The 13,989-nt window shown below is 59.1% G+C and carries 14 protein-coding genes and 1 pseudogene; 4 read left to right on the top strand and 11 right to left on the bottom strand.

The annotated features are described in order from the left end of the window. Position 1: 1 nt before the first annotated feature. Both R0J87_RS04715 and dctP read right to left on the bottom strand, forming a co-directional pair. On the bottom strand, positions 2 to 523 hold the full coding sequence (locus tag R0J87_RS04715; protein ID WP_253018320.1) for a TRAP transporter small permease subunit: 522 nt from the start codon (positions 521 to 523) through the stop codon (positions 2 to 4). Between the two features lie 80 nt (positions 524 to 603). Continuing rightward, a pseudogene (gene dctP, locus R0J87_RS04710) lies at positions 604 to 1,599 on the bottom strand (TRAP transporter substrate-binding protein DctP). Between the two features lie 154 nt (positions 1,600 to 1,753). Here dctP and R0J87_RS04705 point away from each other — a divergent pair. Beyond that, complete coding sequence (locus R0J87_RS04705) at positions 1,754 to 2,437, top strand: GntR family transcriptional regulator (protein WP_305947738.1); 684 nt, start codon at positions 1,754 to 1,756, stop codon at positions 2,435 to 2,437. A gap of 12 nt (positions 2,438 to 2,449) precedes the next feature. Here the strand turns inward: R0J87_RS04705 and R0J87_RS04700 are convergent, their stop codons facing one another. The 5 genes from R0J87_RS04700 to R0J87_RS04680 are packed head-to-tail and all read right to left on the bottom strand — an operon-like array spanning position 2,450 to position 7,728. Continuing rightward, the gene (locus tag R0J87_RS04700) at positions 2,450 to 2,896 is read right to left on the bottom strand and encodes a phosphatase domain-containing protein (protein ID WP_498884657.1); all 447 of its coding nucleotides are present in this window, start codon (positions 2,894 to 2,896) and stop codon (positions 2,450 to 2,452) included. An 11-nt stretch (positions 2,897 to 2,907) separates the two neighbouring features. Beyond that, positions 2,908 to 3,990: an MBL fold metallo-hydrolase gene (locus R0J87_RS04695; protein ID WP_498884655.1), complete on the bottom strand. Its 1,083-nt coding sequence runs from the start codon at positions 3,988 to 3,990 to the stop codon at positions 2,908 to 2,910. Beyond that, positions 3,987 to 5,057: an ABC transporter ATP-binding protein gene (locus R0J87_RS04690; protein WP_498884653.1), complete on the bottom strand. Its 1,071-nt coding sequence runs from the start codon at positions 5,055 to 5,057 to the stop codon at positions 3,987 to 3,989. The genes R0J87_RS04695 and R0J87_RS04690 overlap by 4 nt, the downstream gene beginning before the upstream one ends. Further along, entirely contained in the window at positions 5,045 to 6,745 is a 1,701-nt protein-coding gene (locus R0J87_RS04685) for an ABC transporter permease (protein ID WP_498884651.1), read from the bottom strand. The genes R0J87_RS04690 and R0J87_RS04685 overlap by 13 nt, the downstream gene beginning before the upstream one ends. Positions 6,746 to 6,747: 2 nt before the next feature. After that, positions 6,748 to 7,728 carry an ABC transporter substrate-binding protein gene (locus R0J87_RS04680; protein WP_498884649.1) on the bottom strand — a complete coding sequence of 327 codons (981 nt, stop codon included), beginning with the start codon at positions 7,726 to 7,728 and terminating at the stop codon, positions 6,748 to 6,750. Positions 7,729 to 7,885: 157 nt separating this feature from the next. Here R0J87_RS04680 and R0J87_RS04675 point away from each other — a divergent pair, with 157 nt between their 5' ends. Next, positions 7,886 to 8,644, top strand: coding sequence for a DeoR/GlpR family DNA-binding transcription regulator (locus R0J87_RS04675; RefSeq protein WP_498884647.1), 759 nt, complete (start codon positions 7,886 to 7,888; stop codon positions 8,642 to 8,644). On the opposite strand, the gene R0J87_RS04670 is transcribed toward R0J87_RS04675, so the two are convergent. Next, complete coding sequence (locus R0J87_RS04670; protein WP_498884645.1) at positions 8,641 to 8,925, bottom strand: YrhK family protein; 285 nt, start codon at positions 8,923 to 8,925, stop codon at positions 8,641 to 8,643. The genes R0J87_RS04675 and R0J87_RS04670 overlap by 4 nt on opposite strands. 199 nt (positions 8,926 to 9,124) lie before the next feature. On the opposite strand from R0J87_RS04670, the gene R0J87_RS04665 reads away from it, so the two are divergent. Then, positions 9,125 to 10,360, top strand: coding sequence for a sensor domain-containing diguanylate cyclase (locus tag R0J87_RS04665; protein WP_498884642.1), 1,236 nt, complete (start codon positions 9,125 to 9,127; stop codon positions 10,358 to 10,360). Here R0J87_RS04665 and R0J87_RS04660 read toward each other — a convergent pair. Next, the gene (locus R0J87_RS04660; protein ID WP_404343809.1) at positions 10,308 to 10,772 is read right to left on the bottom strand and encodes a DMT family transporter; all 465 of its coding nucleotides are present in this window, start codon (positions 10,770 to 10,772) and stop codon (positions 10,308 to 10,310) included. The two genes, R0J87_RS04665 and R0J87_RS04660, sit on opposite strands and share 53 nt — an antisense overlap. Before the next feature lie 13 nt (positions 10,773 to 10,785). Further along, positions 10,786 to 11,214, bottom strand: coding sequence for a DMT family transporter (locus R0J87_RS04655; RefSeq protein WP_404464198.1), 429 nt, complete (start codon positions 11,212 to 11,214; stop codon positions 10,786 to 10,788). Between the two features lie 88 nt (positions 11,215 to 11,302). On the opposite strand from R0J87_RS04655, the gene R0J87_RS04650 reads away from it, so the two are divergent. Next, entirely contained in the window at positions 11,303 to 12,235 is a 933-nt protein-coding gene (locus tag R0J87_RS04650) for a LysR family transcriptional regulator (RefSeq protein ID WP_498884639.1), read from the top strand. Between the two features lie 42 nt (positions 12,236 to 12,277). Here R0J87_RS04650 and R0J87_RS04645 read toward each other — a convergent pair whose 3' ends face one another. Further along, positions 12,278 to 13,957: a methyl-accepting chemotaxis protein gene (locus R0J87_RS04645; RefSeq protein ID WP_498884637.1), complete on the bottom strand. Its 1,680-nt coding sequence runs from the start codon at positions 13,955 to 13,957 to the stop codon at positions 12,278 to 12,280. Between the last annotated feature and the right edge of the window lie 32 nt (positions 13,958 to 13,989).

The raw sequence follows: 13,989 nt of genomic DNA, 5'->3' as shown, positions 1-13,989 counted from the left end.
ATTAGCCCTCCCCGCGCATAATTTCAGCCACGTATTGCAGCGAGAGCAGCGTGGCCCCCACGGCCATGGGCAGAATGGCGGGCCATAGCGGCGGGTTCCACACCGAGCCAGTGGTCCATTCGCCGTGCAGCGCTTCAAAGACATACACCCAAGAGGCGTAGGCCAACGCCGCGCAAAAGAGCAGGCCAAACAGCGATGCCACCAAATACATGGCTTTTTTGGCCAAGCCACCGAGGGCATCTGGCACGATGGTGATCGCCACATGGCCACCGGTCATCAGTACGTAGGGGCTGCCCATCAGCATGGCCCCGGTCACGGAGAAAATCGTGAATTCGGTCTGCCAGCTTGTGCTCATGCCCAAGGCGTAGCGGATAAAGACCATTTGGCAGATCACCAGAACGCCTGCCACAAACATGGCGCAGGCGAGGTAAGCCGACGCGCGCGACAGCGTATCCATCAAGCGGATATAGCCGCCAATAACCCCGCTGCGTACGGCAGGGGGGTGAGTGGTTGAAGTTGCCATAGTTCCCTCGTCAAGCTCAGCAAGCAGCGGACAAACGTGGCCACTCAGCGAGTGGCCAACACGGTCAATGGGGGCGCGCCTTACTCGACGGCAAGCGCTGCGTCGATAATGGCCTGACCGTTGGGAACGTTATCGGCAAAGTTTTTGTAGGAGGTTTCGCGGGCAATCTCAAGCCAGGCGTTGTAGTCATCCTCGCTCATACTGACCACCTCGACGCCGTTCTCCTCGTACACGTCGACCATCTGCTGGTCGATGGCAGCCGCTTCTTCCGCGAAATAGACCTCGGCGGCCTCACCGGCCTCCATGAGCGCGGCTTGCTGCTCCTCGGTCAAGCCTTGCCACACCTGCTCAGAGATCAGGATGGGCTCGTACATAAACCAGAGGGCGTAATCGCCGGGTTCCGTCAAGCACTCCACCTGTTCGTAAAGGCGGAAGGAGATGAACGACATAGAGGAGGTGTTGGCGGCTTCCAGCACGCCGGTTTGCATGGCGGTATACACCTCGGAGGAGGGCATGGAGGAGATCGACGCCCCGGCCGCTTCCAGCATCTCTTCAAATGCAGGGCCAGCGGCGCGGATGTTTTGACCCGCCACCGTTTCCGGAGAAGTGATGCACTGCTCGCTAGAGGCAAAGCCACCGGAGAGCCACGCATCGGATAATACCCGCGCCCCGCCTTCCAAGATGACGTCTTTGATCATCGTCATGTATTAGGAGTCGTTCAGCCGCTGGGCGTGGGCCTGGTTACGCACCAAGCCCGGCATCAGCGTGGCCGAAAATTCCGGGTGGCGGCCACTAGCGTAATCCAACGGCAGCGAGGTGATGTCCAGGCGGCCGCGGGCGATGGCGCCCCACTGTTCGCGCGCTTTGAATAGCGACTGGCCTGGGTAGACTTCGATGGTTAAACCGACATCCGCATCGGCGACATGGCGTGCCATCATCTGCACCATTTCATCGCGAATATCGCCCTGGCCCCCGGGGAACTGGTGCGAAGCGCGTAGGACGGTGTCCGCATTGGCGTGGGAGGCTGCAATAGCGAGGCCCAGGGCCGCAGCGGTGGGCAGTAAGAAGCGTTTCATGTGGCGTCTCCAACAGTTGTTGTTGTGTGTTTGGATTAGCGTTGTGTGTTTATCAGGCGATCTGATATATATTTCAATAGCGGTTATGTATGCTAATGTCAAATTTATGCCATATTTATGTCATAGCCTGCGGCGTTACCGAAGGAGGTCAGTCATGGCGGATACGAAGCGTTCCAACGCACAGCGGCTAAGGGATTCTTTAGAGGATGACATCATCAACGGGCGGCGCGCCCCCGGCGAGCGGCTAGACCCGGAAGCCCTTGGCCAAGAGTTCAATGTGTCGCGCACCCCAGTGCGTGAGGCGTTTCAACAATTGGTGGCCAGCGGGCTGGTCACGGTCTCGCCGAAGAAAGGCACGTTCGTTGCAAAGGTGGGTATCGATCAGCTAATCGAAATGTTTGAAGTGATGGCAGAGCTTGAAGGCATGTGTGGCCGCTTGGCCGCGCGGCGTATCAGCGAGCCAGAGCTGGCGGCGCTCAAGGCCGCACACAAGCGCTGCGAAGCCGCCGCCCTGGCGGGCGACACCGATGAGTACTACTACGAGAACGAAGCCTTCCATGACTGTATCTACACCGCCAGCCACAACACGTTTTTAGCCAGCGAAGCCCGCCAACTCAAGCAGCGCTTAAAGCCTTACCGCCGCTTGCAACTGCAGGTCCGCCAGCGCATGCACAACTCGCTCCATGAGCACCAAACGATCGTCGACGCCATCGAGCAAGGCGACGCTGCCCAGGCCCAACAGGCGCTTTGCGACCACGTGTTGATTCAAGGCGAGCGCTTTAGCGACTTCGTTTCCAGCGTGCGCCGCATGGAAGCGCCGATGGAGCGCACGGGCTAGCGGCCAGTAGTGTTAAAAATCCCCTGGTGCGCACTGTAGGCAGGTCAGCCCGAGTGCGCGCCACTGAGCGACGACGGCATCGCGGTCATCCAGCACGAGCCAGGGTGCGAAGCCGTCGCTGTGCATTTGGTTCAGTAGCGCTGATTTCACCTCTTCGTCATCCACATGGTCATCGCCTTCCGGGCGTAAGTACATGGCGTCGAAAGGAATGTCATGGCGGGTGAGCCATGCGTGGGTGTGCTCTCGGTGGCTGTCTGGGCGGCCGCTGCAGATGACGATGTGCTGGCCTTGGGCTTTGAGCAGCTTGACCAGCCGGGCGACGGGCTCAATCACCGGCGCGTTCGCCATGTGAGCAAAGAAAGGGTCCCACTGTTTAGCGGGGCCAAGTACCCACTCGTAGACATCGGCAGGGTGAAACTCGGCTAGCGTGCCGTCGACATCAACAATGACTGCGTTCATAAACATGTTTCCTAATGTGTTAACAGAAGTGAAGAGAGCGGGCGCGCCGCTGACGGGGCGTTTAGCGAAGGCTGCGTGATGAACCGTTTGCCCAGCAAATCACGCCAAGCGACCTCAGCATCGGCATGGAGCGAAGTAAATAGCGGTGCCACTTGGGCCGCCTGGAGCTGGTTGGCCAGGGCCACCAAGTGCGAGGCGCGTAAATGCACGTTCCAACGCTGCCAAAGAACCTCGCCAGCGGCGAGCTGTTTGCGACGCTGTGGGGTTAAATAGCCGGTGTGGAGCAGGCGGTGATGCGGCCAATCGGCAGGGTTATCACCACGATCGCTAACCAGCCAAAGCGCCGGGTGGCGGGCATTGGGGCGTTTTAAAACCGCCTGGATAGCCTCGTTTAACCCTTCACGGCGAAGGTCATTGGGCAGCGCGAGTAGGGCGGTCAGGTTATCGCGAATGATCGGGTCAATCGCCAAGGGAAGGTGGCGTTGATCCGCCTCTTCCATCAGCCATAGCGCCATTTCCAGGGCGCGCCCCGTTTCCGGTACCGGCAGCACCAGAGGGTGGTCTAACGCTTTGCCAATGGCGTGGATGCACTGCGCTTGGGGCTGGTCGTAGCGGCCGTAGGAGGCATCCAGCAGCGCCGTGTGTGCGGGTGGGGGCGTATCCAACGGAAACAGGCGCGACTCAAAACAGGCATCGCCGCTGTAGAAAATACCGCCTGCAACGTCGAGATGCAGCCAGACGCCGCCTAGCGAGTGGCCCGCTTGCCCGGTGGTCACTGCAATCCCTTCGACGTTAATACGACCCCGATAGGGCAGTGGCTGCCACGCCCGTTGTGGGGGCAGCGCCTTGGCGACTAACGGCGTGCAGTAAAGCGGTATCTGCGCAGGCAGTTCCGCGACACCGCCAATGTGGTCCACGTGGTCATGGCTGATCAATACGGCGTCTACGTCCAGCCCGCGTGCCCAGGTAATCGGCTCGCCGGGGTGCAGTGCGCCTCCGGCATCCAGCAGCAGGCGTTTGCCTTGCGCTTCCACTACGATAGCTGCCGGCCCTTTGCCGCCCAGCCCGCTGAGGATCTGAATCGTGGCGCTCATTGGTCAGGCTCCAAGCACCAGCCTTCCAGCAAGCGCACCGCGACGTGCTGGCCCTCGTTGAGCGCGGTGTGATGATAGGCCAGCAGCGCTTCTCCCGTGGATAAGCGCAGGTGTAGCTCATAGCGTTCACCGCGAAAGGTGAGCCGCTCCACACGTCCGGTTAAGTCGTGAGAGTTAGGCGAGTGCGCGGACGGTTGTGCAGGGGAGTCTGCCTCAATACGGATATGTTCAGGACGTACCAAAACGGGCTGAGTGCGCGCCGTGAGCGGCGCGGCCAAGCCTTGCATCAGCGCTGATTCACTTAGTCGCTGGCCCGGTGCGCCGCCTGCGACCTTTAGCTGGCTACCTTGGCCGATAAATCTAGCCACCCATTCGCTACGTGGCTCTCGGTAGAGCGTTTCAGGCGTCGCCCACTGTACCAACGCGCCGTCACGCATCACCGCAATGCGGTCCGCCATTGCCATGGCTTCGCTTTGATCATGGGTCACGTACACCATGGTGGCTTGGGTGCGGCGGTGGAAGTCGACAAAGCTGTGCTCCATAGAGGCGCGCAGGTTGCGGTCTAGGTTGGCGAGCGGCTCATCGAGCAGTACCACGTCTGGATCGGTGACTAGGCAGCGCGCCAGCGCCACCCGCTGGCGCTGGCCACCGCTGAGTTCCTGTGGAGCGCGCTGGGCGTAGGGGGTAAGCGCCACCTGCTCCAGCGCGTGGGCGACCCGGCGCTGATACTCGCTGCCCTGAACGCGGCGCAGTTTCAGCGGGTAGCCCACGTTGTCGGCCACGCTCATGTGCGGCCAGAGGGCGTACGACTGAAACACCATGGCCATGTTGCGCTGTTCAGGGGGCACATGGTGCTGGTCGCTGGCGAGTAGCGTGCCGTTGAGCGTGAGGGTGCCGCTGCTGATCTGCTCAAACCCCGCCAGCATCCGCAGCATGGTGGTTTTGCCGCAGCCGCTGGGACCGAGTAGGGCCACAAACTCGCCGGGGGCAATCTCCAGTGACAGATCATCAACCGCCCGGTGATCGCCAAACTGCTTGGTCACACGATGAATAGCTAGCCCTGCCACGGCACGACTCCTTTAGGTAGACGCGGGGCCAGCAGGCTGAGCGATAGCATCAGCGAGGCGACCATGATCACCACCAGCACGGAGACTGCCGATGCCAGCACGCTCTCACCGCCCTCGTCTAGGTTGAAAATCAGTACGCCCAGGGTTTCATTGCCGGCGCTCCAGAGCAGCGCGGAGACGGTCAGTTCATTCACTGCTAGCAAAAATACCAGCAGCCCACCGGCAAACAGCGAGGGCGCAATCAGCGGTAAAAGAATGGTAATGAGCCGACGCCAGGGGCCTGCGCCCGCCAGCTGAGCGGCTTCTTCCAGGGAGGGATCTAGCTGGGCCAAGCTGGCGCTCAACGGTTTCAGGCAGACCACCAAAAAGCGCGCCAGATAGGCCACAAAGATCAATCCGAGCGTGCCGTAAAGCGCTAGGTTGATGAGCGGTAACGGGCGGACAAACAGTAAAATACAGGCAATTGCCAGTACCACGCCGGGCAGCGCGTACGGCAGCTCAATGGCGCTAAGGGTGAGCTGCTGCAGGCGCGGTGGAAGGCGCTGTAAACGGTAAGCGAGCGGTAGGCTGCATAGCATCAGTACCAGCGCGGCACCGCCCGCCAGCCAAAGACTGTTACGCACCGCACGCCAGGTGGCTCCTTGACGGCCAATCACTTCGTGATAGGCATTGAGTGTAATGGACTCAACGCTCAATGGCACGCCCATGGCAGGCACTAAAGAGCTCACCACCAGCGCGGCTAGCGGCGCGACCAGGATCACCAACAGTACGCCGACCAGCAAAGCCGTCACGAGGGGGCGATAGCGGCCTAGCGAAAAATCGTGGGCGCGGCCGCTATGGCCGCCTAACCCAAAGCGGCTGCGGTTCATCCAATACTGCTGCAAGGCCACGCCTGCCAGCGCCAGGATGCCGATCAACAGAGAAAGCGCCGCCATCTCTGCCAGTACGCCGGTGCCAAAGCTGGCCATGCGCTGGTAAATCAGCGTGGGCAGCACGTAATAACCGGCGGGAATGCCCAGCATCGCGGGAATACCAAAGTTACCCAGGCTGGAGATAAACGCCATGGCGGCCCCTGCAATCAGGCCGTGGCGGGTGATGGGTAGAATAATATGGCCCCATACCTGAGTTTGGCGCGCGCCGCTGATGCGCGCGGCTTCAATCAATTCACGGGGTAGGGACAGCAGGGACGTGCGTAGCGCCAAAAACACCAGCGGCGCACTCTGGATGCCCAGCAGTAGCGCAATACCCTCTGCGGAGTAGAGCGGCTGCGGGCTGCCTAGTGGCGGGGCCATGCCGATGCTTTTTAACAAGGGGCTGGCGGGGCCAAACAGCTGTAGCCAGCTCAGGGCGGTGACCTGGGGCGGGATCATCATGGGCAGCATAAAGCAGAACACCAGCCACGCTTTGCCGCGCATGTCCGTCAATGTGATCACAAACGCGAATAGGCTACCCAGCACCAGCGCAATCAGCATACCGAGGCCCGAGGTATACACACTGTGCCACAGCGCACGCCACGTGCTGGCAGCGTTGAGCACCTTCCACAGCGGCGCTTGGCTACCCTGGCCAAGGTCGCTCAGTGCCTCGATGAGCAGCCGCACACTGGGCGCGAGGCTGAGCAGTACGATGAGCAGGGTGATCAGGCTAAGCAGCCAGCGATGCTGGCTGCCAAGGTTGAGCGAAGGGGTCATGGTTAGCCGCCGAACAGATCGCTAAAGCGCTGCTTGAGCGTCTCTTCCTGTTCGAGCGCCTGCTCGATATCCACCGGCATGAGGTTGATCGTGCTGCGCTCAGGGAAGCCTTCTGGCGGCGTCACATCCGGGTGAGCAGGCAGGTAGCCCTGCTGGCTCACCAATTCTTGCCCCGGCTGGGAGAGTACAAAGTCGACAAATTTCTGAGCGGCGTCTAGGTTCTCAGCCTCTTGCATGATGGCCACGGGCTCGGTGACGGCGCTCACGCCCTCTTCAGGGAACACAAACGCCACGGGCGAGCCTTTCGCAGCTTCGCGGATGGGCAGAAAATCCACCACGATGCCGTAGGGCTTGGTGCCCGCGGCCACCGCATTGAACACGCCGCCGTTACCGCCCTGTGCTTCCGTGCGGTTGGCCTGTAGTGCCTCGTAGTAGTCAAGCCCTAATGCCTGGTTTTCACCGATGGCTGCCATATGAATCAGCGCCGCGCCGGAGTACAGCGGGCTAGGCATGGTGATGAGGCCTTCGTACTCAGGGCCGGTCAGGTCTTCCCAACGTTGGGGCTGCTGCTCGGCGCCGGTGTTGTAAACGATACCGGTGGTGATGAGCTTGGTGCCGTAGAAGTAGCCTTCTGGGTCGTAAAGCGCTTCGTCGTAGGCATCGCGCTCAGGGCTGAGGTAGGGCTGCAGATGGCCCTCTTGTTTCAGCGAGGTCATGGTCATGCTATCGGCAATCAGCAGCACATCAGGGTTGCTGACACCGGCAGCCAGCTCTGAACGCAAGCGTGTCATCAGGCGGGTGGTGCCATCGCGTACCCACTCCACTTCAATCTCCGGGTAGGCGGCTTGGAACGCATCGACCGTTTGCTGGGCATCGCTATTGGGTTGGCTGGTGTAGAGCACCAGCTTGTCATCAGCGAGCAACGACGTGGAGAGGGCAATGCTTGCGAGAGTCACGGCGGAACACAACGAGCGCTTCAACATCGGGAAAACCTCCAGTAGGTGAACAGCCACCACACTACTGTCATCGGCTTACAACATCGTGACACTACGCTTTCGTTTGATGTCGGTTAGATTTCGCTGGCGGGAAATTTTTTTTCGTTTTTCCAGCAAGTACGATAAAAAGAAAGGTAGGTACAGCATGAACGTGACAGAAAGGCGGCGTGCCGTGTTGGCGCGCGTGCGGGAAGAGGGGCGGCAAACGCTGGCGGCGCTTGCCCATCACTTTGGCGTCTCCGTGCAAACCCTGCGGGGGGATATTCGCGTCTTGGCTGAGCAGGGAATGATTCTGCGCCGCCACGGCGAGGTGATGCCCTTTCCCGATCAAGAGAATGTGGGCTACGACCAGCGCCAAATCGTCAATCAGGAAGGCAAACGGCATATTGCACGGCAGGCGGCGGCGTTGATTTCCAATCACCAGTCGCTCTTTTTGGGGACGGGTACGACGGTAGAGCAGCTAGCCGACGCGCTGCGGGACAAGCAGGGGCTGCAGATTATGACCAATAACCTGCATGCGTTGATCAAGTTATGCGCGCTGGAGTGTGAGCTGGTGGTGGCCGGAGGCCGCGTACGCCGCCGTGATCAGGATGTGATTGGTGGCGACGCCTGGCGTTTTTTTCAGCGTTATCGAGTGGATGTCGGCATTGTCTCTGTGGGCGGTATGGATAGCCACGGCCAGCTCTACGACTATAACGACGACGAAGTCATGGCCCGCGAGGCGCTGCTGGCCCACGCGGCGTACCGAGTTCTAGTGCTGGATAAGACCAAGTTCGACCTACCGCTGCGCTGCGCCGCCGGTTCGCTGGCGGATTATCACGCGGTAATTACCGACAGCCCGCTGCCCGATCGTTTAAGAAGCCCGTTAGCTGCCCAGGGCGTGCGCTTTATGAGCGGAGGTTAGGCATCGTGCTGCTCATCTGGCAGCCGCTTGAAATAGATGTAGCGGTGCAGGCGGATAGCTGGGCGCATCAGCAGTTGCAGGCTGCCAATCACAAATAGCCAGACGCCGATGGTTTTGACAGTACCATCAAAAAAGAAGCAGACGCTGCCAATGGCAAACCACAGCCCCAGCATAAAATCGTTGAGAATACTGAGTACTTCGTAACGGCGGTGAATCACCAGTTCCTCACGCCCCATGATGAAGGTCAGATCGTTCCCGTGCGCGGTAGTATGGCGGGTCATGTCGGCTCCTTTGTGAACAAATGCAAACTATGGACACCATTTTGAAATGGTGTTTCTAGACGGTTGTAAGTGCCCAACAAAGTAGATTAACTAAAGCAGCAGAGCGAGCCTTGGTGCTTGTTTAACGATTAACGGGCTTTATCAAGTCACGTTGCCTTCGCCGCTTGGTTGAGAGGCGTTGTTACTCCGTGAGGTATGAATGACCAATGACTCTTTAACCAGCACCATTGAGCATGAGTTAGCCCACCCCAGATGGCATCTGCGTTTTTCGGAGGTTTTAGAAGCGCGCTTTGAAGCCGATATAAAACCCCAGCGAAATCGTAACATGGTGGTGGCAGGGCTGGTCGCTGCGCTGATTTACAGCCTATTTCTTATTAATGACTATAGCTTTCGGCCTAATGAGTTTTGGCTCTCTGTCGTGCTCAGAGGGTTGGTGGTTGTTCCGTTTGGGTTACCCATTTTGTGGGCTGTTTATAGCGGAGTGGCGGGTAATAAGCGCGAGTTGCTGATGGCGAGCACCGTGGTAGTTGCTATGCTGGCTTCTTGCTTGATTTTTATCTCATCGAAGTCGCCTTACTCCTATCTAGATATCTTTTCGTTTGGGCTTATATTAGTTGTAGGTAATGTTCTATATTCGTTGCGCTTTCCATATGCGTTGGCTTCATCGCTGATCAGCGTAGCCATCATGGTGTACTTCGTTGTGGGCTACGAACCGATGCCCATTGAGGTCAAGCGGCTGGCGATTTTTACCATAGTTGCCAAAGCGATCTTTACTCTGATCGCCAACTATCGGTTGGAAGCGAGCGAGCGCAAAGCCTACCTGCTGTTGTTGGGAGAGACCCATCGAGCCGGGCATGCGCTGCGCAGTAACGCGGAGCTATCCAAACTGTCGTTGACCGACCCGCTCACAGAGTTAGCCAACCGCCGCCAGTTCGATACCCTGTTTAACCACTATTGGCAGCAGGCCGTGGAAGAGCGCGTCACCATTGGCCTGATGGTCATCGATATTGACTGCTTTAAAGCCTATAACGACCACTACGGCCATTTGCAGGGCGATCACTGCTTAAAGCAGGTAGCGGCCACCCTGCAGGCCAATGCTAGCAACGCTTGTGTGGTGGCGCGTTTTGGCGGTGAAGAGTTTGTGGTGCTGAGTATAGGGCAGTCGCATGAGGCAGTGCTGGCACATGCTGAGCAACTGAGACAAGCGGTGGAAACGCTACAACTGCCGCACCATGGAGGCACGGAACTGGCCTGCGTCACCATCAGTGCGGGCGTGGCTGTTCTTCGACCTAAGCCGGGGGTTAACGCCCCTCAGCTGTTTAGAGCCGCCGATCAGGCGCTTTACGAGGCCAAGCGCCAAGGGCGTAACCGGGTGGCGATGATCAATTCGCTGGATGCGCTGAGCGGCGATGGCTTAGGTAGATCAATACAATAGCCAACAGCAAGAGCGCCATCGCCACGTAGCGTGAACCATCCAACGCACGTTCGGCGTTATTGAGCCAGCCAAAGTGATCAATTAATAAGCTCATCAACAGCTGGCCGGAAATCACCGAGACCGTCGCTGCCGCCGTACCAACACGGGGCACTGCAAACACAATCGCCAGCATATATACCACGCCAAACAGCGCACCAGTCAGCTGCCACTTGGGCACGCTAAACAGAGTCGCGTCGTGGGACGGCTCAAAAAACAGCACCAGTAAAAAGGTCAGCACGGCACCCACGGCAAAGGTCAGCCAAGCGCTTTCCAGTACGCCGGTATGCGCACCTAAGCGGCCATTGATCGATGATTGAGCGGCCAAGACCGCGCCGCCTGCTAGCAGTAGGGCAAATACGATGGGTAAAAGCATAGTGTCTCTCCTGTTACATCAACCAAAGCGCGGCAAGAATCATGGCAAGAGCCCCTAAACGGTAGCCATCCACCTGGCGACGTTCGCTGCCGAGCCAGCCAAAATGGTCAATGGCTAAGCTGGCCGCTACCTGGCCGCACAAAATGCCGACCATGGTCATGCCGACGCCTACCAGCGGGGTGGCCAACGTTAAAATAATGACGTACATCGGCCCTAACACGCCGCCGGTTAACAGCCAGCGCGGCTGTTTGAATAGCGCGCCCAACTTGCGCTTGGGCGAAAACAGCAGCGCCAGTGATAGCAGCAGCGCCCCGACCATAAAAATGGAGAGCGTGGCGGAAAGGTGACCCACCTGCTCGCCAAGCGGCCCCAACAGCCCCGCTTCAACGGATAGCCCCATACCGGCGATCAGTACGCCTAGCAGAATCAGTGCGTGTTGCATGTGTTGCTCCCCTCTTATGAAGAGGCAGCACTCTAAAGAGGAAGCCTTATTGCTACAATGCGCTAAAAAGGCAAAGGACTATTGCACTTTGGACAACTCGGTTCGACTCCTAGCGCTGCGCCTGTTTGTGCGCGTGGCCGCCAGCGGCAGCTTTTCGGAAGCGGCGCGTTACTACGGGCTGCCGACCTCTTCTTCGTCGCGGCATATAGCTAGCCTGGAGCGGGCGCTGGGCCAGCGATTGCTCTATCGCCATACGCGGGCAGTGAAACTCACCGAGGCAGGCGAGCGCTATTTCCACGAAGTGCGCGATGCGCTGGCGCGATTAGAGCTAGCCACCGAGCAGGTGATGGGCGGCGCGCAGCATCCCCAAGGTGTGCTGCGCATCAACGCGCCCGTGGCGTTTGGGCGGCGCCATATCGCGCCGCACTTGGCGCGGTTTCAGCAGCAGTTCCCAAATATTCAGGTGGACTTAACGCTGGAGGATCGCTTTATCGACCCGGTGCAAGAGGGGGCCGACGTGGTGATTCGCGTGGGGGCGCTGGCGGATTCGAGCTTGGTGGCCCGCGGCATCGCCCGGCAGCGTTTTATCGTCTGCGCGTCGCCGGATTATCTGGCAACACACGGCTCACCCGCTTCGCCAGAGGAACTCAGCCAGCATAATTGCCTGCTGTATAAAGGCAGCAAGGGAACGCAGCTATGGTACTTCCAGGAACGCCACGCACCACGGGCGGTGCGTTACGCTTTGTCGGGGAATTTGGTCGCTAATAATGCTGAAAGCCTAGTGGAAGCAGCGATGGCGGGGCAGGGCGTGGTGATGTTTCCCTCGTGGCTACTCTTTGAGCCACTGCGCCAGCAAACGTTGGTACCGTTACTGACGCAATGGGAAGCCTCTGAGGATGGCTATCTGGACAACATCTACGCTATTTATCCTGAAAACCGCCTGCGCTCGTCGAAGGTATCCGTTTTTATGGCCTATTTAGAGAGCACGATTGGCGACGTTCCCTACTGGGATGGCGCTTGAGATGGATCGCAGGGGGTGGCAAAAGCCACCCGCTGCGTAGGGTTACACCGCTTTCGCTCGGGGGAAGGTGCGCGCTTTTTCAGCTACGGGGAGTCGGTAAACGTTGTTGCTGGGTTGAGGAAGCGCGGGCGTGGGAGCCATCGCATTTGTGACCGGCATAAAGGCATGCGCGCTGTGGGCCAGGTGACCGACTTCGTGCGAGAGTACGTCGACGGCGTTCAGGTAAGCATCCATGCTGGCTGCGCTCTCTTGGGTGCCTCGGTCGATTTGCGAAATGGCCTGACTGATCTGCGCGATGCCCTCGCTCTGCTCCCGAGCGGCCGCACGAATCTCCTCCATCAAGTCGTTGACGTTATGGCTGGCTTGGCGAATGCGACCCATGGCATCTCCTGCCGAGCCGGCTTTATGCTGCCCGGCTTCAATGCGCTGGCGGCCGGTTTCGATCAACGTTTGCACTTGATGGGCGGCCTCAGCGGATTGGCGTGCCAAGCGGCGCACCTCTTCAGCGACCACCGCAAAGCCTCGACCATGCTCACCGGCTCGGGCCGCTTCTACGGAAGCATTCAGCGCCAAGATGTTGGTTTGGAAGGCAATGTTATCGATCGTTTTGACAATGCTCGCCATGTCTTGAGAGGTGGCGGTGATGCCCTCCATGGCATCGGCTAGTTCACGCATAATCGCCACTGCGTTATCGACTTCGCTGACGTTACCCACCGAGGCTTGGCTGGCAAGCTGGGCGTTATCTGAACTTTGGCGCACGGTAGAGGCGATTTGCTCCGCGCTGGCCGCGGTTTGCTGCACGGCAGACGCTTGCTGGTCGACTCGGTTGCCCATAGCTTGGTTATGGCGGGAAAGCTCTTCCACCGAGGGCATGACTTGCGCGATGCGCTGATCAAGGTCGCCAATCAGCGCGTCCAGCGAGCGGCGCATGAAGTTCATGGTTGCCAGTGTGTTATCCATGGCAGCATTGCCCACGGTTGGCACCTGCGCATTCAAGTCACCGGCGGCGATTTGCAGTGCGAAGTCGTTGGCTTTGTGTAGGAATCGACGAAGCCGACGCGCCTGACGCCACTGGTAAGCGCTGAGCAGCAAGCCCGTGGCAAGGATCATCGCGAGCAGCGGGGCGAGCACACCGCTTGTGACCTGGCTGCCCAGCCACCAGGCGCTGGCCTGCATGAGCACGCCAGTGGCGGCCAAGGTGAATAGCACGCCGGATACGTTGGCGAGCCGGGGTGCCCACCAAGACGCGCTGAACAACCGCTTTAGCGGGTTACGGGCCATGACTTCGCCATGTTTGACCGTAAAGCGCCCTTGGTTTTCACGGATATCGCGGTAGATATGCTCGGCGTTCTCGACTTCTGCCTGGGAGGGTTTGACGCGGATCGATACAAATCCGGTCACTTGGTTATTTTCCCGAATCGGCACCACGTTAGCCCGCACCCAGTAATGGTCGCCGTTTTTCCGCCGGTTTTTGACCAATCCGCTCCAGTACTGGCCCGCTTTTAGGTCGTTCCACATATCGGCAAACACGGGCGCGGGCATGTCTGGGTGGCGCACCATATTGTGGGGTGAGCCCACCAGTTCTTCATACTCGAAGCCGCTGATCTCGACAAAGCGATGGTTCGCGTAGGCGATGTAGCTGCTGTTGTCGGTTTTAGAAATCAGCACATCATCTTCGCGCAGAGGGTGTTCCACCTGGGTCACTGAGCCGTTGTTTTTCATGATGGAGTACCTGATTGGTTTGGTCAGGTATT

The sequence above is a fragment of the Halomonas sp. SIMBA_159 genome (assembly GCF_046536035.1).
Classification (GTDB): Bacteria; Pseudomonadota; Gammaproteobacteria; order Pseudomonadales; family Halomonadaceae; genus Vreelandella; species Vreelandella venusta_A.
The sequence above is the reverse complement of the archived record's forward strand: the minus strand, read 5'-3'. Positions and strand labels throughout refer to the sequence as shown.